Raw genomic sequence first — 21,070 nt, forward strand, 5'->3', positions numbered from 1 at the left:
TCACTCTAAGAATGCTGGGACGCGGCTCGGTGGCCTTAGGCCATCAGCGACCACTCTCGTCTGAGTACGTGCGCACAATGCGATCGGTGAGAAGTGGAAGGATCTTGTCCGTGCCGATAGATGCAAAGTGCGGCGAAGTTCGGTGCGCTTCGAAGCCGGCTTCGTCGATGTACATCTCGAGGATGGTTACGTGTAGCGGATTCTCGACGTTGCGGAAGTACTCGTAGCCGAGATTGGCGGGCTCGTTCCGGCTTGCCTCAGCGAGTTGGGCCAGATGGCCGAGCACCTCGTTCGCGGTTTCCTCGTCCAGCCGGTATTCGGCGATTACCCGAAAGTTCGACGTAGCGGGCCGTGCGTTCTCAGTCACGAAAATTACTCTCTAGTAGTAGATTACGAGCAAAAGACAGTGCCTGACTGCAACTCAACGACGACCACGTGCGGTACGAGTCCTGACGCCTACTGACGCTTTTCGCGCGGTCGATTCAAGTGTCATCGGGGTGTCAATGTGTACTTCGTGGACAAAAACTCGCGAATTCCTTCGAAGCCGCCTTCTCTTCCGATCCCCGAATGCTTGATGCCGCCAAAAGGCGCTGCTGCATTCGAGACGAGACCGGTGTTGAGGCCCATCATCCCGGTTTGAAGTTTTTCTATCATTCGCTGGCTTCGGCCGACGTTCTCTGTGTAGACATAGCTGACCAAGCCGTACTCGGTGCTGTTGGCAATGTGCACGGCCTCGTCCTCGGACGAAAAGCGAGTTATTGCCAGCACTGGTCCGAATATCTCCTCGTTCACCATCCGAGCTTCAGGCCCGATCTTGTCGATCACGGTCGGTTGAAAGAAGTTGCCCGGGCCGACGACGGCCTGACCGCCGGTGACAATCTCCGCGCCGGTGTCCACCGCGTCAGCGACGAGACCTTCTGTCTTCGCGATGGCTTTCTTGTCGACCAGTGCACCGATGTCGTAACCTTCGTCGGCCCCACGACCAATTTTCAACGCAGCAACCCTTTCACTTACTCGACGAACGAATTCGTCGGCCACGGAATCGTGTACCAATATGCGGTTTGCGGCGGTACATGCCTGACCGATGTTGCGGAATTTCGCGAGCATCACGCCGTCGACCGCTCGGTCGATATCTGCGTCCTCGAAAACCACGAAGGGTGCGTTGCCGCCGAGCTCCATCGAAGTACGCAATACGTTCTGCGCAGCAGCTTCGAGCAGTTTGACGCCAACCGCCGTCGAGCCTGTGAAGCTCAGCTTGCGAAGGCGTGGATCCGATAGCAGGGCACTGGACTGAGCGCTGGGATTCGACGTGGGCACTACGTTCACCACACCCGGCGGAAGTCCTGCCTCTTCCAGCAGCTGCACCAGGTAGATCGTGGTCAGCGGAGTGAGTTCCGCCGGCTTGATGATGGTGGTGCAACCGGCGGCGAGTGCCGGAGCAATCTTGCGGGTTGCCATCGCGAGTGGGAAGTTCCATGGTGTGATGAAGTAGCAGGGCCCCACAGGGAGGTGCGACACTGTGATGTTGCCTGACCCTTCGGGGTTTCGGCGATAGTCTCCGCTGACGCGTACGGCTTCCTCGGAGTACCACCGAAGGAACTCTCCACCGTAAACGACCTCACCGCGCGCTTCGGCGATCGGCTTCCCCATTTCCAGGGCGATGAGCAGAGCAAACTCTTCTTTGCGATCCATCAGCAAGTCGAATGCTCTGCGGAGGATGTCCGAACGTAGGCGGCTAGGTGTTTCGGCCCACTCTTGTTGTGCTGCAACGGCTGAATCGAGGGCGCGAATGGCGTCGTCGACCGTTGCGTCGGCAATCGTCTTGATCACATGCCCGGTTGCAGGGTCTTCGACGGCGAAGGTCGCGCCCGAACTCGATGGCGCCCATGTTCCGCCGACGCCGATACCGGTTTCGACACGGTTGAGTAGGTCCTGTTCATGTGGCTTCAATGTCATGACTGGCTTTCCTTTGTGGCTGAGACCGGGGCGTGCGCACGGAATCCGTCGACCACGACGCGTAGACCTTCGCGCAGCAGTTCGTCCGAAATTGCGAGCGGAGGGAGAACTCGGATGACGTTTCCGTAGGTGCCGCAAGTAAGAACCACTACGCCATGATCCGCGGCGAATTTTGCGACGGAAGCGGTCAGAGCCGGGTTCGGATCTGTGCTGTCGGGGTGTACTACTTCGATGGCCTTCATCGCGCCGCGGCCACGGATGTCACCAATACGGTCGTCCGAGGCGCCCAGTTCGGTGAAGACCTCATCGATGATCGCCGCGATTTCACGTGCACGAACAACCAGGTTGTTCTTTTCGTACGTTTCGATTGTGGCGAGCGCCGCGGCGCAGGAAATCGGGTTTCCGGCGTAGGTGCCCCCGAGAGCGCCGAATTGTGGTGAATCCATGATCTCTGCGCGGCCAGTGACCGCGGCCAGTGGCAATCCACCCGCGATACCTTTTCCTGTTGCGATGAGATCAGGTACGACTCGCTCGTGGTTCGCAGCGAAGAGATCACCGGTACGGGCGAACCCGGTTTGGACTTCGTCGAGGATGAATACGACGCCGTTGGCAGTTGCCCATTCGGATAGAGCAGGCAGAAAACCGGTCGCGGGTTCGATGAATCCACCCTCGCCCTGGATGGGCTCGATGACGATTGCTGCGAGATTGGAAGCGCCGACCTGTCTTTCGATCTGCAGGAGCGCAATTTCTGCCGCCTCCACTCCGCTCAGCCCATCGCGATATGGGTACGAGGTTGGAACACGGTAGATCTCGGGTGTGAACGGACCGAAGCCGTTTTTGTAAGGGGTGTTCTTCGCAGTCATGCCCAAGGTGAGGTTGGTTCTGCCGTGGAACGCGTGATCGAAGACCACAACCGCATGTTTGTTGGTGAAGGAGCGTGCGATCTTGATCGCGTTCTCGACGGCTTCGGAACCGGTGTTGAACAGTGCTGTGCGCTTCTCGTGGTCACCGGGGGTGATCGAGTTGAGTTTCTCAGCGACCGCGACGTAGCCGTCGTATGGGGTGACGGTGAAGCAGGTGTGAGTGAACAGTTTCGCTTGGCGAGTTATGGCTTCGACAACGGCTGGAGCTGAATTGCCGACGCCGGTGACGGCGATGCCCGAACCGAGATCGATCAGAGAATTGCCGTCGGCATCGATCAAGATGCCGCCTCCGGCTGCGACGATCGATATGGGTACAACGTGCCCTACACCGGCCGCAACGGCCGCCTCTTTTCGACGCATGAGCACCTGCGATTGCGGTCCTGGAATTGCGGTTACGAGTTCTCTGTGTTGCGACACCAGTGGGCCGCCTGTTACTGACGAGACTGACAATTCGTTCCTCATTTTCGTGTTGTCGATAGTGAGCGTCAGAGCCAGCGCGGAGCTGTCGGGGCTGTGCCGATCTCGCGGCCCGACGTGTCGACCGCGGACACTGCGATGTTTCTGCGGCCGGTCACCCACATCAGCAGATTCGGAAGCGACCCGGACACAGCCGTGCGTGCCGTGGTCGAATCGGCGGTGGTGATGTGACTCGAAGCCGGTTCGAACTCTTCACCGGTGTCCGCAACTGTCATGTGCACGCGATAGTCGTCTCGGGTGGCCCATGTATCCAGGACATTGTGAATTATTCGTCGCTGCACCGCCGGCGGTATGTCCGCTGCACTCGCCGAATAGTTGAGATCGATTGCGTGTAACCACAATTCGCGAGATCGCATCCACACTGTATCGACGACCGGTATCCGCACACCTTGAGCGTTGTTTACCTCGGTAGACCAACGATTGTCGGGGACTGCGCTCCAGGCGATTTCGAGCGCTCTCGCCTCCCTGTCGCCGAGTTCACGGAGTTCGACTTTCGACAGTGGTGCTGCACTGTCGATTTCCCGGCTCCGCGCATGGGCAGACTCGTACATCGGTTTCTCGATGCCTGTCGTCGCCCAATCCACCAGGCGGCCGAGGGCGCGGGCGTTGAAACCGACGTGCGCGACCACGTGCGCGCGAGTCCATCCTGGAAGCAACGAGGGTCCACGCAGTTCGTCGTCACCGAGTTCGCGCAACGTCCGGTCGAAGTGCATTTGTCCGGCTTTCACGTAGCCGAGATCGACGGCGAGTTCGTCAGCCGGCTCTCGCATCACGTTCACGGCATTCTCCTTCACAAGATTACGAGTAATTCTTCAGCGAGTCGGTCGGGCATCATGGGTGAGGTTTCCTCCGAGTATTGTTGCGACGACGTCGATCTCCGATATGTTCGGCGCCGTGAGCGGCGACGACGAGAACACGGCAAAGTCCGCAAGTTTTCCCCGTTCGAGGGTGCCTTTGTCGTCGATCTGACCGGTCGCGCGCGCAGCCCATTCCGTGTGCGTTCGAAGGGCTTCCTCCGGTGTGATCGCCTCGTTCGAGCCCAGGACGAATCCGGTGTCGGTACGACGATCGACGGCCGACTGCATACCTCTACGAAGATTGTTGTCGGCGACAGGAAGGTCTGATGAGCCTGCGAGTATTGCTCCCGCATCGATGACCGATCGCCCACGGTAAAGCCACGGTTCACGGTCGGTCCCGACAAGATCGACAATCTGATCGCCGAGCGGCCCTATGAAACCTGCCTGGGGGGTCACAGCAATGGCAAGATCGCCGGCACGCCGCACTTGATCCGGTCGAGCGATGCCGAAATGTTCGATACGGCACGGAGCTGTGTGGCGGCCGTAACTCTTCTGCGCCTCCTCGATCAGATCCAGGGCCAGGTCTATTGCTGCGTCTCCAATCGCATGCAGCGCAAGCGGCCACCCCGATCGATATGCCGCGAGTGCACGCTCTCGATACAGTTCCGGCGTGTCGAGGAGGTATCCCCGATTATGTTCATGGCCACAGAAGTCCTCTGTCACAGCGGCGGTCGCCCCGAGCAAAGAACCGTCGAGAAAGACCTTGACGTGCCCCAACTGAACGTGGGAATCGCCGAAGCCGTAACGAATCCCGAGGTCCAAGCCCACTCCTGTCCCCTCGCCGCAGAAGTCCGAAGCGTTCGCAGCAAGGGGATGAAGAGCGTCGATTGCCGGCATCAACTGTGCACGAGCGTGCAGATGATCGCGATCTGCGGCCAATTGATAGGCCGCGATTTCGATGGAGCTGTGGCCGATCCAACCGCCACCGACACCGGCTTCGGTGAAGCTGGTTATCCCCTGTGCAGCAAAGCGTTTGGTTGCTTCGTCGATTGCCTCGGCGAGCCGCTCGGTGGAGTAGGGCAAGAGCAACGCCTGCACCAACCCTTGCGCCGATTCTTCGACTACACCGGTAGGGCGGCCCTCGTCATCCCGCACGACGACACCTCCGACGGGAACTTCGAACCCGTCGTCAAGCGCACCGATGAGACGCAACGTAGCGGTGTTCGCAATCGCAGCGTGACCAGAGGTGTGCCGTAAGTACAGTGGGCGGTCTCCCGTCACGGCGTCGAGCCGATCGATAGCAGGGAATTCGCCGCCATAGTGCCCCTGGTTGAAACCTGTGCCGTGGACCCAGGCATCGGCGTCATCACCGATACGCTCTACTTCGGCCTCGATCAGCCTGTAGAGATCTTCGAGAGTGGCGGCGCGGCTGAGGTCTATCGACGCCAATCCAAGTCCCCACCAGACGGTGTGACAATGAGCGTCGATCAGACCGGGCGTCACACAGGCGTCTGCGAAGTCCAGGGTTCGTATCGCCTCGATACCGGCGACCTCGTCGTCGAACCCGACGATCCGGTCACCGATTACCCCGACAACCGACGCGATCGGCCGATGAGGATCCATGGTGATGATTTCGCGCGCCCGCACAATGAGGTCGAGTTGCATAAGAGAAATGTCCTTGTCCAGTAATCGAGCCGCGTCTGATCCAGCGGTACGAGGTGCGATGTTTCGAACACCAGCCGCGCTACGTTTCTCAGTGCTTGAAGCCGGGGAGGTCCACGCTGAATTTCGGCGCGATCGCTCCTGCCGATGCGGTGATCAACGAAATCAGCGCGAGAACCAACGCAGCTGGCCACCAGTGATCATGAGCTGCAGCCACGAGGCTGGTAACCAGAAGTGGAACGAATCCTGCAATCATCGCGGCGGTGTTGTTCGCGACGGCAACACCTGTGAATCGAGTTCGCGCCGGAAAGAGTCCGGTCAGAACAGCTCCTGTACCTGCGTAGGGAAACGACAACGTCGCCACTGCCAACGTCATCGACAGAACGATGAGCACGGGAACGCCCGAAGTCAGTAGCAGAAAGGCCGGCAAAGCGACTACGGCAGAGGCGATCCCGCCCCAAAAGATCACTCGACTCGAACCGAATCGCGCGCCCAACCGCCCGCTCAACAAGATCACGAAGATCTCGACTACGGCCGCGACGATAGTTCCGAGCAGCATCAACGATCGGCTGTATCCGAGTACGTTCACTCCGTACCACACACAGAATGTCGTGACGAGGTAGAACCCGCCCATTCCGAGAAGTGAAGCCGCCATTCCGATCAAAATCTGACGCCAGCTGTGTTTGAAGGCTGTGCACACGGGATTGGTCGCCAACTCCCCAGCTTCCTCGAGCTGACGGAAGACAGGGGATTCTTCGAGTTTGCGCCGAATGTAAACCGCGACAAGAAGTAACGGTAACGAGAGAAGGAAGGGAATGCGCCAACCCCAGGATTCGAAGTTCTGCTGCGAAATTGCAATGGTGACCAGAAAAAATCCACCAGAAGACAGAATTGTTCCGATCGGAGATCCGATGAGGGGAATCACTGCGTATCGCGCCCGCATATGCAGTGGCGCGTTCTCCACCACCAGGGTCAAGGCACCTGACCATTCCCCTCCTACGAAGAGGCCCTGCACGATTCTCAGCAGCACGAGCAGCACCGGCGCTGCGATGCCGATCGCTGCGTAGGTGGGCAGTATGCCGATCAACGCGGTAATGATGCCGATACCGACGATGGTGATCATCAGCGTCTTTCGGCGGCCGATCCGATCGCCCATTGCACCGAAGACAATGCCGCCGATCGGTCGGGCCGCTACCCCTACTCCGAAAGTGGCGAACGAGGCAAGTGCGGCCAAGGTTGCGTTGCCGCTGGTGAAGTACTGAACATTGAACACGAGAGCGGCCGCGGCACTGAACAGGAAGAAGTCGTAGTACTCGAGCACGGAACCGACCAGAGCGCCGAGTGCGACCTTGTTTGCGCTCTTCTTGTCGAGCTCATGAACGGCTCCGAACTCGATCGACGTCGATTGTGTGTACGTCATAACTCTCCATCAGGGATGAGGGATTCGGTCTGCTTCTGTCCCCAGGGGATTTCGGCCTGCCGCAAGCATTTCAGGTTATTCGCTCACTGTCCCTAGGCATTCCCCGCCGATTAGCGCTGCGAATTTGTGCATATGCCCTATTCTTACTTGGTGAACCATTTCGCCCCTTCACGACCGGGCAACGAGCCGGACGCCCGCGACTCAGGAAGATGGCAAGAGCTGCTCGACAGCCTCGACGTCGCCGAACTGACCGACACCTTCGTCAAACGTGTCGCCTCGATCGCGGGCTACGACTCGTCGCCGCTACCGACGTCCGAGATCGAACGCACAGGCCGCATGGCCTTCTCCGCCATGCTCCAAGGTCTGCGCGCGGGAGGTCTGCCCGATTTCGTCCCCGTCGCAAACGATGTCGGCATCTCTCGTGCACGGGCAGGGATCCCCATCACCTCATTGATGACCGCGATCCGATTGGACTACAACGTGCTGTGGGAGGCCCTCACCTCCGCGTCGTCAGCGAGGGATGCCGAACTGTTGGTCCGACACACGTGGATCGTGCTTCGCACCGTCGACGAGTACGCCGCACAGACACAAGCGGCCTACATGGCCGAACGAGAACGCATGCTGAGAGAGGAATCGTCTGCGCTGCAAGGACGCATCGCAAACCTGTTCCAGGATCCCCGATCCACAGACGCAGATCAACTGGAGGCAATTGCAGCCGAACTCCGAATCCCACAACGCGCCCCCCTTCTGGTCATCGGAGCTGCCGGTGACGACATCCCGGCGCTACGTGTGTACATCTCCGAAACCGAGCGCTCCGGACGAACGGTGTACACCCACTACCTCGGCGACGTCCTGATTGCCTTCACACGCAGATTCGACCTCGACGGACCGCAAGCCACCGATGTCGGCCGGAACCTCCTCAAGCTTCGAGTCGGAATTGTCAACGCCGACACCGGTCTGTCAGCCCTTCGCGCGGCGGCCAATACCGCACGAGCTCTCACACGAACAATCACCAGCGAAGACCACGCGGCTCTCACCTGGGACCGAGGGTGGGCAAGACTGGCCAAACTAGGCCTACAAGAATCAGGAAACGGGCTACTCACCGATGTCGATGACGCCTTGGTGACCTGCGGAGACGCGGAGCGGGTCCGTCTCGAAGAATGCGTGCGCAGCTATATGAAAACAGGCAGTATCGGGGAATCGGCCAACGAGCTGTTCTGTCACCGCAACACCGTTTCCAATCGTCTTCATCGATTTGCGAAACTCACCGGTTTGGACCCCACGATTCCTGAACAATCGGCGAGACTCGTCGTGGGTTGGGCCTAGAAGCACTCGAACGCCTTCCCCTTTACCTTATCGGGGCGATCGCCGTCGGAGGCGTCACGCAACGAACTGTATGGGCGAGGTAGCTCTGCGTGCGCTGGGAGGTTGCCCGGTAACGCGCTTGAAAGCGCGGCTGAACGCAGCTTGAGAGGTGTAACCAAGATTTCGAGCCATGGCTTCCACCGACATCGTGTCCTGGGCCAACCACTGGCTGGCAAGAAGCATTCTCAGTTCCGTCGCGTACCGCAGAGGCGGTACGCCGATCATCGCATGGAAGCGCTCCGCGAACACCGATCGGGAAACATGGCACTGCGATGCCAACTCCGCTACCGTCCAATAATGTCCGGGATCCCGGTGGACAGCCAAAATGGCTCCCGCCAGTCGCGGATCGCGCAGCGCCGCCACCAGTCCAGAGGCATTGTCGCAGCCACATTCAACCCACCCTCGCACGATCATCGCAGCCACGACTTCAGCGAGACGCGCTGAAACACCAGCAAAACCGACACGCGCCGAACAGGTCTCACGCCTCATCGCAGCAAGGATCGGCAAAAGCCCGGGATATCGCTCCCCCTGGGCGTCGGCGATCATGATCTCGGGCATGATACGACTCAGGCCTTGCATCCCGCCGAGATCGAATTCCATGTAACCGGTGAATAATACGGCGCTGGGAGACAGGTCGGCGGCGAGGCCGACATTCACGTCCCCCACCGCATCGCCGAGGGGTTCGGAGTCGTAGCTGTCGATGCCCTGAACCACTACGCCCGGCCCGGACAGCCACTGATGGGGTCGACCGTGCGGGATGAACACAGCGTTGCCCGCTGACAGTTCATGGACGGTGCCGTTCTCGGCACGCAGGAACGCGTGACCGACTGCGAGAAAGTGGAAATAGGCACGACCCGGTTTCGCATCGAAATCGATACCGAATCGCGGACCGGCATGGACACGACGGTACTGCACTCCACGCAACCGCATACTCGTCAACAGTTCGCTGATGAGATCGGAGGACGAGGCGAACGTCCCGGCAGCCGACTCGGCCGGACTCTTGATCAAAACGGCCGGATCCTCAGTCATAGATCATCCTGAAAGTCGTATCTAGTGTTGACTCAAAGCCTTTCATGCGATCCAGGAGAAGTACAACCGTTGTCCAGTGATGTGTGCAGCACCGCGCCCGATTCCCGACCCGTCCGAGCAGCCGCAGTTGTCGACCCGCCACCGCTGCCGGTAACACCGAAGTGGATGGCGGTGATGTCACTGGCTCTGGGCGTATTCGGACTGCTTACGGCCGAGTATCTTCCGGCTAGTCTGTTGACCCCGATTGCCGATGATTTGGGTGTGCCGGAAGCACTGGTGGGCCAAGCAGTCACCGTCACGGCTGGAGCAGCAATCCTCTCTGGACTACTGACGGCAAGCCTGACACGACGGATGGACCGGCGGATTGTTCTGCTCAGCTTCACTGTGCTGATGATCGCGTCGGACTCGCTCGTGGCCCTGGCCCCGAACATGGTGGTGCTGTTGGCGATGCGGATCCTGCTCGGTATTGCGTTAGGTGGTTTCTGGAGCATGGCGGCTGCCACGGCGATGCGCCTGGTACCGGAATCGTCGGTACCTCGCGCTGTATCAATCATTTTCAGCGGTATCGCCGTGGCAACCATCGTGGCCGTGCCGCTCGGTAGTTACCTCGGTGAACTGTCCGGTTGGCGCAGTGCCTTTTGGGTCACCGCGGCCCTCGGGGTCGTGACGCTTGCCTTCCAACTGTTCGCGTTGCCCCCGATGGCACCGCGGCACGAGGCACGGTTGAGAACTTTGTGGTCGGTGTTGGTACATCCACCCTTCGGGATCGGCATCGTCGGCATGTTGCTCGTCCATATCGGGCACTATGCACTGTTCACCTACATTCGGCCGGCGCTCGAAACCATGGTCGATGTCGGCGCCTCCACCTTGACTGTTCTATTGTTCGCCTTCGGAGTGGCGAACTTGGCAGGCACACTTGTCGCCGGATGGCTCCTCCAACTCAGCCTGCGTCTGACATTGGCGCTGATGCCCTTACTGATCGGGATAGCTGCTCTAGGTCTGGCACTGGTGCCTGCAACTCAGAGCGTAAGCGCAGCCTTGGTGGTGTTGTGGGGCTTGGCATTCGGCGGAGTTTCGGTGGCGTGGTCGACGTGGGCGACCAGTACCGTGCCCGACAAGGCGGAAAGTGCAGGCGGGATCGTGGTGGTCGGTGTCCAATCCGGAATCGCTGCAGGTGCCGCAGCAGGCGGTGCAATATTCGGAGCCGGGGGTGCCATGGCGGTGTTTTCGGTTTTCGGAGTCGTGCTGATTGCGTCAGCATTGTTTATCACATTGTCCGTGAAGAACCCCGATCACCTTGCGTGACATCGGTTACCTGTATGCGGCGGCAGACTGGGACTACGAATCAGCGAGGTCCGCTGATCGGTGCGCGAGCAGCGTGATCTGGCCCGGTCAGCTCTCGAACAGTTTCCGCGCCTCGAGCTTCGCCGCGAACGACAGAAGACCAGCCTCGGTGTGTGGGCGTCCGACGAGCTGTACACCCACAGGCAAACCGTCGACGTCGGCTGCCGGAATGGACACTGCGGGCAGTCCGATCAGACTCCACGGCGCGGTGAGCGAGAGCAGACCACTTGGAACGTCGACCGGCTGATCCTCGACACTCACCCGACGGCTGAACAGGGGCGGTGCCGAAAAGGGAATCGTAGGCAGCGCAATGAAATCGACCGCACTCAGTAGCTGAGCAACACCTACACGGAACCGTTCACGAATCGCAATCGCCTGCAAGAACTCCGAATCGGTGTACGCGCCGCCCATCTCGAGACGCTCACGCACCTCTGGGTCGTAAAGATCGGGTGCAAGACTGAGCCGTTCGGCGTGGACCGCATGAGCTTCACGCCCTTGGATGACACGATAGGAGAAGCGAAACGCCTCCGCGCCGTGGATATCTATTTCGTCGGTGAGGAACGGTGCGACCAGATCGCGGGCAGAACGGGCAATCGATGGTTGAGTGGCATGAATTGATCTCGGCGATATCCAGCGAACGCGCACACCGGCGACGGAGCTGCACTCCGCCGGTGGTGAGAAATCGTCGATCAACGCCGACAATACGACGTGTGCATCAGCCGCACAGCGAGCCAGAACGCCCACAGTGTCCATCGAACTGGCCAGAGGAAGTACTCCGCGCGTGCTGATCACCCCTTGCGTGGGGCGAATACCGACGACGCCGCAGCATGCGGCGGGGATACGTACGGAACCACCGGTATCGGTGCCGAGTGCGACTGGAATGACACCGGCAGCGACGGCGGCCGCCGAACCGCTACTAGATCCTCCGGACATGTGCCCCAATGCATGTGGGTTACGAGTGGGTCCAGTAGCAGCACGATCCCCCATCGGACCGTTCGCGAATTCATGCGTCGTTGTCTTCCCGATCACTATCGCACCTGCTCGTCTGAGCCGCTCGACGCAATCTGCATCGCGAGTGGCGATCCGATTCACGAAATGGCGCGAACTAGCGGTCGTCGGCAGACCTCGTACATCGATCATGTCCTTCACCGCTATCGGCACCCCGTGCAGCGGACCCCGGTCAGCACCTGCGGCCAATTCTCGATCGGCGGCGGCTGCGGCGGCACGAGCTCCGGCCACGTCGATGGTGACGAACGCGTTGATTGTCGATTGCGAGCTCTCGGCCTCCTCGATGGCAATCCCGATCAAGTCCGCTGACGTGACCCGACGTGCCCGAAGGTCCGCAGCCAGGTCCGTGATGGTTCTTCGGCTGAAGTAGCCGCCAGTTGCGGATACGTGGACGGCCGAAGGGGGATTCTCCGTCATGCCGCCGACACGGTGAGCGCCGCGATGGCCTCGCGGAAGGGTTCGATCGGGGCGATGAGCAGACCGGCGCCCGCGTGTCCGCCCTCACGCAGGGCGGCACCCATGTGGATACGTGGAGTGATCGCGGTGGAAACCACACGTGCCGCGTCGATTCCGAACGGAACGCCACGAAACTCTAGATACGGAATCTTCCACTGGGGGTGCTCAGTGTGAGTAATGCCGTACATTGCCTCCGTCGTTTCGACCATGTTCTGAGCCGATCCGCCGCTGTAATCCTGAAGCGAAAAAGCAGCCGCCGCCGAAAGGCCGCCGAGTCCCACCGTCTCGGTGATCAGGCTCTCCCCGCCCATGTACGCAGTATCCTCAGCGGTGATCCCGTCGAAATATTTCGCCTGCAACGTGGGAATCGGCGCGCGAAACCATCGCTGGCCGGTGCCAGCTGTACGAATCGCGAACTCCTTCCCGCTCAACGCCATAGCGGTGACGATGCTGCTGTGCGGTGTATTGCTGGCGGTTGTCGCGATGCTCTTACCCGTCGCCATCGCGACATGGAGAAAGAACAGATCGTTCTGACTGAGGAAGTTCAGAACGTCGCGGGTTGCTGCGGTGAAGCCGTTGGCCTCGAGAACAGACTCGTAGATCTGCTCGAAGAACACCGCTGTTGCCGCTGTATTACGGCTGTGCAAGTCATCGCCCATGCCGAGGGCACGCCGAATGATGGGACTGGTGTGTAGACCGCCGTTGTGTCGTAGTGCCGCTGAGAGGGCTGGTCCGAGCACGTCCTTGATCCAGGTCAATTGTTGGTGTACAGCCTCGTTCCATACCCCGTAGGTGAGGCGTTCGCGGGCACTTCCCTCGTAGAGAACGCAGTGTCCGCGCGAACCCGACATCGAATCTTCGACAACGAGGACAGGCATCGACGCCGTCGTCACCCCGGTCAGCGAGCCTACGCACCCGTAGTCATGGCACGGCCGGACGAGGATGTCTCCCGCATGCAGGAGAGCGTCGGCCTCTTCCACCGAGTTCGCGAGCCCCTCGAAGAGTGCTGCTCCCAGTATCGCTCGGCGCTGGCCTCCTTCGTATGCAGGCCAGGGCAACGGGGCTCCCGAGGTGAGGATGGTGTGGCGGGTCATGCCGGGCAGCGCATCGAGTGCCGGGGTGACATCGATCAAGACGGGGTCTGCTTGCAGCATCGCATTCACTGCGACCATATTTGCATGAATTCGCCTGTCCGACAATAGGTCTTGCATAGAATCTGCCTTTTGCTCGCGCTGTGTGTCGGTCATGCCCACCGACCGAGGAAATCGATCACAGCAGCATTGACTTCAGCGGGTTTGGACGCACTCAGGAAGTGATGCCCGTTCGGGATCGTCTCGAGGCGCACTTCGGCCGCACGGGTGAACAGTTTGATTTCGTCCTCGGCGTTGGCCACTGAATAAACCTGGTCTGCCGTGCCGTGGAGCCACAGAACCGGCTGCGTCACTTCGTCCAATCGCCCGAACAACCCGTCGCGATCACGGAGATTGATCGTGGCGAGCCGCAGTCGGTGCCGGCCCGCGTCGCCGGAGTAGTTCGTGCGGTAGATCTCGAGCCACCTCACTCGGTCTTCCGGGCTCAAGCCTCCCAGCGCAGCGTCGAAGGTGGCATCGACGAAATCATCGGGAACAACCCAGTCGTCGTCGACCGGCTCGCCGAAGGCCTCGATGTAGGGGGTGCAGAATCCCGGCCCGTCCCAGCACCCGAGGTCGCGGCTGCGTTGACTCTCGACGTCCAGCGAGGTACCCAACGGAATCAGGCCTTTGACTACCTCTGGTGCCAGCAAGCCCATTCGGGTGGCAATCCACCCCCCTTGCGAAGTCCCCAAGACGAATGCGTTCGGAATGTCCAGTGCCGCAAGAGCCTGCAGGTTCGCAACTGCGCTGTCCCAGTAGGTGAAATGCTTGTATGTCGAACGGGTTCGGCCATGACCGTACGGCTCGAGGGCCAGTAGGTTGGCCCTGTCGGTCAGCGCAGTATCCGCGAACTGGTCGCGGTACAACTCCGCAGAGGTGGTGTACGAGTTGATCATGACCAGGGTCGGCAATTCGGGGTTGTAAGGTCGCCCGAACGTGGCCCCTATGACCGAGCCGCCGAGGTGGGGGATGGTGATGGTTTGATCGAACGTGCTCATGAACTCAATTCCTCTTCTTTGTGGGGCAGTCCCGAGATCGGGTCACGGTAAAGGTGCGGGCGCTATCTGGCCGGCACTCGGTATGGGTGTTGTCTGGCCTGGGCTGCGGGACGGCTCTCGGGCCGACTCGAAGAGCTGATCAACTCGTTCCAACTCTTCCCGGTCACTGGCTCGAAGGAGGCTGACCGCGACGAAGACGACAAGATTGGCTACGAGGCCGACCAGTCCGGAACCTAACCCCTCAAGCCACGGCACTGCCCCGCCTTGGTCCATGTACGGAACCGTCAGCGCCAGAGCGATTACCGCACCGACGAGCAGCCCGGCGATTGCGCCGTCCCTGTTACCTTTGCGCCACATGAGTCCGCCGAAGATCGGTACGGCAAGTTGGATGATGGCTTGATACGCCAACTGCGTGACGCCGGCCAAGTTGGGTGAATCGTAGATGCGGTACGCGATGATCGCGGCAACTATTGCGGTAACTGCCATCGCAGCCTTGGCGAGGTAGAGCTCCTGCTTGTCCCGCAGTGGGTGAACGACAGCAACGATGTCGTTCGCAACTTGAGTGCCGATCGCTTGGGTGACGCCGTCGACGAAGCCCATTCCCGCCGCGAAAACTATGACAAGCGCGATCGCCAACAACCAGGTACCACCGGCGTCCTGCGCGATCGCGAAGAACGACGATACTGGATTGGCAGCGGCGAAAGGGATCGGCGCCGCGCACAGCGCGACAAACATGAGTAGAACGCAGAACACGAAGCCGATCGCCATTGTTTGCAGCGAGCCCTTTTTCACTTCACGCACGCTGGCCGCAGTGTAGATTCGCGTGAATATCATAGGCCAGCAAAGACTTCCAATGATTCCGGCGGCAACGATGCCGAAGTAGTAGAGTCCGCCTTCATCGGATCCGAAGCCGGGCAGGCTCAGTTGAGCGTCGGTAAGCTTGCTCATGTTCGAGATGCCACCGAAGTAGAAGAACAACAGGCCCAGGCACAAAATGGCCGATCCGATGTAGGCAACAATCCCCTGGACCATATCGGTGAGGATGAGACCCCTCATACCCATCTGGACGGTCCAGAACTGACGCACGACCAATACTGCAATCCCGATCAGGATGGAGTCGGCGTCAGAGAGTTTACCCAGCGATGCCCACTGAACTACCGCGCCCATTGCAATGAGCCCGAGAACGAGCCAGGGCACGAGGGCGACGACACTGATGGCGCTTCCGATCAACTTCAGGCCGCGGCTGTTGTACCGCAGGTCCAGTAGATCCGCCTGGGTCCGCAAGTCGAACTTCTTACCCCACTTCCATACTGGCCGGGCGATGAAATACATCGCGAGAACACCAAGGACGGAGTAGACGAGAAAGTACAACCCGATCACGCCACTAGCAACGGTCAGACCGAAAACCGCGGTAAAAGTCGAACCGGGCCACCACGAATTCGTGTACGCCATCGACACGAACCAGCTCGAAAACGAGCGCTCGCCGACGGCGTAGTTGCTGAACGTCGCGACGCTTTGCCGGTTCTTGGAGATGTGAAGGACAACAACGATGACGACGAAGAAGACGCCTAAGGTGCCAAAAGTGACGATCATCAGTCCACCGCTCCCTGACGACACTCGGTGACCCAGAGACCGGTGACTGCTGCGATCGCAGCTGCGGACACGAGTATCAGGTACCAGACCGAAATCGGTACGCCGATGACCAGACCGTGCTGGTGGGACATTGCGATGTACAAAGGTGGCCAGAGCGCGATCATATTGATCAGCGCGAATAGTGCGCCGAAGGCGATGTTCCTCGCTGGGGAACGACTGAATAAGCCAGTGCGTTTCATTGGTACTCTTTTCGTCTCTGCAGGCCGTCAACAGGGCCGGCTGGGCGGCGTATAGCCAGATGAAAAGCGTATGAACAATCACACTCTTCGACCATCGGTCAGTTGACGTATTTTCCGCATACCTCCGGTCGGACATCGCATGCGGACACAACAAACCGAACGGGCGAAATGTACTGGGGCATCGAGAATTTCATAACCGGAACTGAACGGGCGAGAATCCGCCACTAAAGACGCGACCGCTGCATCATCAACGGAGATACATCTTCCCTCACAACGCCTTTGGCGCTACCGTAGGGCTTTGGTTTACGCCCGTTCCGGCTACCCCGACTCGCTGGTCGTTGCGGTCACCCTGCCCGACGGTTGCACTCCGGGTCCTCACATCTCGCTCGCGAGCAACAGTCCTGCTTCCACAGCAAGCGCGGCGAGCTGCACCCGAGATTGGCTCCCAAGTTTGACGAGAAGATGCTCGACGTGGGTCGAAACGGTTCTAGGACTGATGAACAGCTTCTTCGCGATCTGGGGATTGGAATAGCCTCGGGTGACCCAGTGAAGAATCTGCACTTCCCGGCAGCTCAACCCGAACGGCCACGGAATCCGACGTTCAACAACCACGAGGGACGTTCCGGGACCCGCCGACAACTCGATCCGATGGCACGAACCATCCGACTCGGCCCACAAGTACTGCGCAGGTCGGCCAGCCCAATCCCGGATCGCTGACGCCAACCACCTGCGCGCAGACTCTCCAAGAACCGGACCCGCCGTATGACCGGGCAGCTCCGAAATTGCGCCTGTATCGGTGACTATGGCGGCGTGCGCTGCCACCCCAGCCCGTTGCACGGCACCATGAGCGCTCCGGAAGAGATCACAGACGTCAGCGAGTACAGGACGGAACCTCTCGATCACGCGAAGTGCCTCGTTACTGGCGTCTTTGGGGCGCGCCCAACTCACGTGCAGAGCACCGGTATATCGCCCACCAGGCAACCTCAGACACATGGTCGCCCCCTCCTTGAACCCAGCGGGAATCAAGAATCCCTCGGCTGACTGAGTCTGCGCGAACGGAATGTGCCAATCCCTCTGCAAGTCCAGCCAACGAAGGGCGTGCGGAACCTGGGTATGCAACAAATGAAAGCCCGGATTCCCATCGACGAACGCATCGTTCATATGTTCGTCGAGCTCCCGCGTATAGCCTTCGCTCGCCAACGTGACGTGCCTATGACTTCCTGAACCCGCATCCCATGCCGTCAATGCGTATCCATCCCATGGAATCGAATCACGCAGGACTCTCATTGCAGCAGAAGCGCGCACGTGGACATCGGATAGTTCGACGAAACGGCCATCGTCCGGCGGGATCATGGCCGGAAGCAAAGCGTGGATCTGCATACGATACTCCTGGATCCGACTCCCCCAAGTACGTATAGGCTCTCATTGTCTCGCCAGTCAGGCAACATCGGGGAACGAGAGGGAAACCGGCGGCAGAGCCACACGCAGTGGTCGAAAAGTGGCTGGGTTTACGCCCACCCGGCGATCGGCTCGACCAAGCTGGGGTCGCTGTCCCCGGCATTTTTGGCGGCAGTCGAGACTTCGCAAAGCTCAGATGCGGCACCCGCAATCGAACTGTCACTGGCGGCAACCGCTGACAAACAGTGCGCGCAGATTGGCTGCAAGTTGACCACCAATGGTGAATCGGCAATCGTTCGGGCAGCGATCAAGGGTATACCGTTCGGCACCATCACAATTCACACTGAATCAGGGCCGATCCACACCGAATCGTTGTCGAACACCGGGACCGGCGGAGGTGCGTTCGTCGCCGCGGTGGGCAGTGCAGCAAGTTTCCGGCCATGTTCGATGACGCTGCCAGATGCCCGTTCTCCTTGAAGAGTGCCTATCGCCCTCAGTCTCAGTCGCCGTTCGAACCGCCGAATACAAGTTCAGGCGTGCCCACTACCGATAGGCCGGGGTGTAGTTGCTGCTGTAGGGACTCGATCCCGGCGGTGTCGAGTGTTCCGTGGTGAATCTGGCAGACCCAGTCGAAATCTTCTGTAGACCAGGCGATCTGATATCCGTAAGTCTTGGTTTTCCACGGCTGGTTCGATCGTGGCCTCCGGGCGATCCATCCCGCTTTATCACCGAGTTCTGCGGCGAATGCGCCGGTTTCGGGTTCGATCGAGTGAACGAAGCGTGGGGTCAGGTCCGTCAGCATGGGCACCCTGATGGGTTCGGCGGCGATCTCCTCATGAAACCAGCTCATCGACTCCTGCGCCGGCGTTACTGGTGGCCCGCCGCGACCGGTGAGGCTCCTCGATTCTGCATCGGTGGTGACCGGACCGTCCCAGGTGAACAGGGAGAGTTCGAGGTGCTCCCCCACTCTGAGGTCGGTGTATGCGGCGCCGTCGATACCGTCGCCGGAGTGTTGGGCAAGTACCGCACCGGTTTCGGCGTCGACGACAAGCCGCAGCGACGGCTTCGGCAGATTCCGGCTCTCGCGTGGGGCGAGATCCACCGACCAGCATCGACGGCCGAGGAACTCGACGTCTGTGACCGGCCCTGTCGGGCGTGAATGATCGTTGCCGACCCAATGCTCAACGCGCGGGGTGATCGCAAGGTATCGGCCCGCGCCGGGCGAGTGCACGTGATGGAGTTCGGTGCAGCGCGGTTGGTCTGGGTCGGCGGTGAAGTCCCAAGCGGTGGTGCCGTCGCTGACGAACATCACCTGCCCGTCGAGTGACTCGATCCTCGATCGGCGCCCCCACCGATACAGATGCACGCCGGGGAGGCGAACGGGAAGAAACACAGGTTCTTCACCGTAGCTGCCGAAGTAATAGTGAAACGGTTCGTCGGAATTGCGGTACGGGACCACGACCCCGTGGACCGGTTGCCGCGGTCCGTCGGCCAAGGTCACCAACATCTGCACCCATTCGGTCATCACTGCCTCCGTTATGCATTCGGGTATCGGTCGTCTGCGGCCTAGGTCAACGCGCCTCCCACTGGTTTCGGTGAGCTTTCCGGCCCGATCGCCTGCGCCGCTCAGCTCAGACATGCAGGACTCCCGCGATCGCTTCGGAAGCCGCGGGGTAGGCGCGGGTGTCGGCTTGTTCCCTCAACTCTGCCGAGGCGTAGGACAGGAGATTGTCGAGACGAACACCAAGCTCGTCGTACAGATTCAGCCGAGCTGTCAACATCAGTCCCGGGTAGTCACGATGCCGGAATCGGACATGGATCCGGCCGCTCGGCCAGTGGCCGACGTACGTGGCGCTCACCTGATCGACTTTGTCCGAGAACCGCATTCGGTCGAGACCGCGCAGGCAGTACTGCACGTACCCGTGATGATCGAGTGGCTCAGGCCCGACAGGCCAGCACCGATCGGTGATGTCGATGCCGCCGGTGATCAGCGAATGGATGCCGCCATCGACCCCGGTGGAAAGTACCGACCGACCGCCGGCAGGACGGGTAGCGGTCCTCGCGACCAACCACAGCCTCCTGGCCCCTGCGACCCCGTGGGCGACATCCATCCCGGGCAGCATCAAAGTCGTCACCGGCGACGGAACCTCACCACGGTAGGCCCGTACAGTTGTGGCGCCACGCGCAATGGGGTCTTTGCCCCAGTACCAGCGCACGTTGCCATCGAATGCGCGCTTGCGGCGATGGTTTTCGTTGTACGACACATCCGCATACTCGCTGGCGTACCCGACCTGCCGATTTTCCGCGCACAGGTAGGTGTTGCGGTCGATGCGCAGCGGGGCCGGATCATGCAGAGGTATCTGCAATACCGATGAGCTGTAACGCAACTCGAACCCGGCCCGCTTTCCTCCCGTGCCGTCCACGCGCGGCACCCGTTCCCACGGATCGTGCTCGACACCGAGATAGAGCGAGGATTCGTCGAACTCGGCCGACACGATCGCCGCGGCATCCACTTCGACCAGACGCATCCCACCACCCGGCTTGCTCACCAGCAGCGCCGGTTTGCGCCTCAGCGTCCGTGGCGGAATATCCGGCGAGGGTGAGATGTCGTTGTGCCTGCGTGTAGTCGTCATACACCAGGCGCCGGCGCGTCCCGCGCCGATCAGATGGTGCCCTTCGGTGTATTCGGACCGGTCGATGCCGTCGGTACCGACGTGAACCAAAGGGCCGTCGCGGTGATTCTGTATCCACAAACCGGACTCGTCGGCAGAGATCTGTGCTGGGCCGAATCCCGGCGGGGTCGGAGGAAGATCGGTCCACGCCACCAACCCCGCCAACGATTCTGTGTGCGGATCAATCAGTGCCGCAACGGGTTGACGCTCGTCGACCACCCACAGGTGAGCAGCGGCGAAGAAGACATATCGAGGGCGCAGGAACCTACGCCGGAGGTGGGCGCTCATGCGCCTTTCTGCAGAGTCATGACATCGACGGTACCAGCGAAACCGCATCGTGTACCGCAACGGTCGCCCGACTGGTTCGATTTCAGGGCTGCCGATCGCGCAACTCCTCGACGATAATCCACTGCGATCGAGGGTTGAGCGCACCGTGCGCTGTGATTGTTTCTTTGCTGCGGTGCACTATCTTCTTTTTGGACGTTCGATCAGGACGGGTCGACATCGGAGCGAATGAACTCCAAAGTGCCCGAGCACGTTCGACGCTTGGGCACTGTCGGACTTTGTTACCCGTCAGTCGGGGTGGGCTCAGGGTTTTCC

The 21,070-nt window shown here is 60.3% G+C and carries 17 protein-coding genes; 2 read left to right on the forward strand and 15 right to left on the reverse strand.

Annotated features, from left to right (window positions below; genetic code table 11):
* Positions 1-43 precede the first annotated feature (43 nt).
* The 6 genes from AC1Q6C_RS06170 to AC1Q6C_RS06195 form a co-directional block, all read right to left on the reverse strand.
* Positions 44-367, reverse strand: a complete 324-nt coding sequence (locus tag AC1Q6C_RS06170; RefSeq protein ID WP_054827042.1) for a putative quinol monooxygenase — start codon at positions 365-367, stop codon at positions 44-46.
* A 122-nt stretch (positions 368-489) separates the two neighbouring features.
* Positions 490-1,956 carry an NAD-dependent succinate-semialdehyde dehydrogenase gene (locus AC1Q6C_RS06175; protein ID WP_054827041.1) on the reverse strand — a complete coding sequence of 489 codons (1,467 nt, stop codon included), beginning with the start codon at positions 1,954-1,956 and terminating at the stop codon, positions 490-492.
* Positions 1,953-3,341 (reverse strand): 4-aminobutyrate--2-oxoglutarate transaminase, encoded by a 1,389-nt coding sequence (gene gabT / locus AC1Q6C_RS06180; RefSeq protein ID WP_134929664.1) that lies wholly within the window; start codon positions 3,339-3,341, stop codon positions 1,953-1,955. The genes AC1Q6C_RS06175 and gabT overlap by 4 nt, the downstream gene beginning before the upstream one ends.
* Positions 3,342-3,364: 23 nt before the next feature.
* Positions 3,365-4,126: a maleylpyruvate isomerase family mycothiol-dependent enzyme gene (locus tag AC1Q6C_RS06185; protein WP_065352774.1), complete on the reverse strand. Its 762-nt coding sequence runs from the start codon at positions 4,124-4,126 to the stop codon at positions 3,365-3,367.
* Positions 4,127-4,168: 42 nt separating this feature from the next.
* Positions 4,169-5,818, reverse strand: coding sequence for an amidohydrolase (locus tag AC1Q6C_RS06190; protein WP_492666430.1), 1,650 nt, complete (start codon positions 5,816-5,818; stop codon positions 4,169-4,171).
* An 88-nt stretch (positions 5,819-5,906) separates the two neighbouring features.
* Complete coding sequence (locus tag AC1Q6C_RS06195; protein WP_492666431.1) at positions 5,907-7,235, reverse strand: MFS transporter; 1,329 nt, start codon at positions 7,233-7,235, stop codon at positions 5,907-5,909.
* 150 nt (positions 7,236-7,385) lie between these two features.
* On the opposite strand from AC1Q6C_RS06195, the gene AC1Q6C_RS06200 reads away from it, so the two are divergent.
* A complete protein-coding gene (locus AC1Q6C_RS06200; RefSeq protein WP_492666432.1) occupies positions 7,386-8,561 on the forward strand; it encodes a PucR family transcriptional regulator in 1,176 nt (391 codons plus the stop codon).
* 54 nt (positions 8,562-8,615) lie between these two features.
* On the opposite strand, the gene AC1Q6C_RS06205 is transcribed toward AC1Q6C_RS06200, so the two are convergent.
* Positions 8,616-9,629 carry an AraC family transcriptional regulator gene (locus tag AC1Q6C_RS06205; RefSeq protein ID WP_492666433.1) on the reverse strand — a complete coding sequence of 338 codons (1,014 nt, stop codon included), beginning with the start codon at positions 9,627-9,629 and terminating at the stop codon, positions 8,616-8,618.
* 69 nt (positions 9,630-9,698) lie between these two features.
* Between AC1Q6C_RS06205 and AC1Q6C_RS06210 the strand changes: the two genes are divergently transcribed.
* The gene (locus tag AC1Q6C_RS06210; protein ID WP_492666434.1) at positions 9,699-10,934 is read left to right on the forward strand and encodes an MFS transporter; all 1,236 of its coding nucleotides are present in this window, start codon (positions 9,699-9,701) and stop codon (positions 10,932-10,934) included.
* A gap of 87 nt (positions 10,935-11,021) precedes the next feature.
* Here AC1Q6C_RS06210 and AC1Q6C_RS06215 read toward each other — a convergent pair whose 3' ends face one another.
* From AC1Q6C_RS06215 to AC1Q6C_RS06250, 8 genes are all read right to left on the reverse strand, one after another.
* On the reverse strand, positions 11,022-12,398 hold the full coding sequence (locus AC1Q6C_RS06215) for an amidase (protein WP_492666435.1): 1,377 nt from the start codon (positions 12,396-12,398) through the stop codon (positions 11,022-11,024).
* On the reverse strand, positions 12,395-13,609 hold the full coding sequence (locus AC1Q6C_RS06220; RefSeq protein ID WP_158170424.1) for a YlbE family protein: 1,215 nt from the start codon (positions 13,607-13,609) through the stop codon (positions 12,395-12,397). Before AC1Q6C_RS06220 ends, AC1Q6C_RS06215 begins: the two co-directional genes overlap by 4 nt.
* A 71-nt stretch (positions 13,610-13,680) precedes the next feature.
* Positions 13,681-14,568 carry an alpha/beta fold hydrolase gene (locus tag AC1Q6C_RS06225; RefSeq protein WP_047271999.1) on the reverse strand — a complete coding sequence of 296 codons (888 nt, stop codon included), beginning with the start codon at positions 14,566-14,568 and terminating at the stop codon, positions 13,681-13,683.
* A gap of 42 nt (positions 14,569-14,610) precedes the next feature.
* A complete protein-coding gene (locus AC1Q6C_RS06230) occupies positions 14,611-16,161 on the reverse strand; it encodes a sodium:solute symporter family protein (RefSeq protein ID WP_492666436.1) in 1,551 nt (516 codons plus the stop codon).
* A complete protein-coding gene (locus AC1Q6C_RS06235) occupies positions 16,161-16,292 on the reverse strand; it encodes a hypothetical protein (RefSeq protein ID WP_257233137.1) in 132 nt (43 codons plus the stop codon). The genes AC1Q6C_RS06230 and AC1Q6C_RS06235 overlap by 1 nt, the downstream gene beginning before the upstream one ends.
* 483 nt (positions 16,293-16,775) lie before the next feature.
* Positions 16,776-17,780, reverse strand: a complete 1,005-nt coding sequence (locus AC1Q6C_RS06240) for a helix-turn-helix transcriptional regulator (protein WP_047271994.1) — start codon at positions 17,778-17,780, stop codon at positions 16,776-16,778.
* A 517-nt stretch (positions 17,781-18,297) separates the two neighbouring features.
* Complete coding sequence (locus tag AC1Q6C_RS06245) at positions 18,298-19,323, reverse strand: hypothetical protein (protein ID WP_054827031.1); 1,026 nt, start codon at positions 19,321-19,323, stop codon at positions 18,298-18,300.
* Between the two features lie 106 nt (positions 19,324-19,429).
* Entirely contained in the window at positions 19,430-20,758 is a 1,329-nt protein-coding gene (locus tag AC1Q6C_RS06250; RefSeq protein WP_134929656.1) for a hypothetical protein, read from the reverse strand.
* Positions 20,759-21,070 lie beyond the last annotated feature (312 nt).

Source organism: Rhodococcus sp. MT28, assembly GCF_058792695.1.

Coding starts and splice junctions, on each gene's coding strand:
- AC1Q6C_RS06175 (WP_054827041.1), bottom strand. CDS start 1,956: ATGACATTGAAGCCACATGAACAGGACCTACTCAACCGTGTCGAAACC.
- gabT (WP_134929664.1), bottom strand. CDS start 3,341: ATGAGGAACGAATTGTCAGTCTCGTCAGTAACAGGCGGCCCACTGGTG.
- AC1Q6C_RS06185 (WP_065352774.1), bottom strand. CDS start 4,126: ATGCGAGAGCCGGCTGACGAACTCGCCGTCGATCTCGGCTACGTGAAA.
- AC1Q6C_RS06190 (WP_492666430.1), bottom strand. CDS start 5,818: ATGCAACTCGACCTCATTGTGCGGGCGCGCGAAATCATCACCATGGAT.
- AC1Q6C_RS06195 (WP_492666431.1), bottom strand. CDS start 7,235: ATGACGTACACACAATCGACGTCGATCGAGTTCGGAGCCGTTCATGAG.
- AC1Q6C_RS06205 (WP_492666433.1), bottom strand. CDS start 9,629: ATGACTGAGGATCCGGCCGTTTTGATCAAGAGTCCGGCCGAGTCGGCT.
- AC1Q6C_RS06215 (WP_492666435.1), bottom strand. CDS start 12,398: ATGACGGAGAATCCCCCTTCGGCCGTCCACGTATCCGCAACTGGCGGC.
- AC1Q6C_RS06220 (WP_158170424.1), bottom strand. CDS start 13,609: ATGGTCGCAGTGAATGCGATGCTGCAAGCAGACCCCGTCTTGATCGAT.
- AC1Q6C_RS06225 (WP_047271999.1), bottom strand. CDS start 14,568: ATGAGCACGTTCGATCAAACCATCACCATCCCCCACCTCGGCGGCTCG.
- AC1Q6C_RS06230 (WP_492666436.1), bottom strand. CDS start 16,161: ATGATCGTCACTTTTGGCACCTTAGGCGTCTTCTTCGTCGTCATCGTT.
- AC1Q6C_RS06235 (WP_257233137.1), bottom strand. CDS start 16,292: ATGTCCCACCAGCACGGTCTGGTCATCGGCGTACCGATTTCGGTCTGG.
- AC1Q6C_RS06240 (WP_047271994.1), bottom strand. CDS start 17,780: ATGCAGATCCACGCTTTGCTTCCGGCCATGATCCCGCCGGACGATGGC.
- AC1Q6C_RS06245 (WP_054827031.1), bottom strand. CDS start 19,323: ATGACCGAATGGGTGCAGATGTTGGTGACCTTGGCCGACGGACCGCGG.
- AC1Q6C_RS06250 (WP_134929656.1), bottom strand. CDS start 20,758: ATGAGCGCCCACCTCCGGCGTAGGTTCCTGCGCCCTCGATATGTCTTC.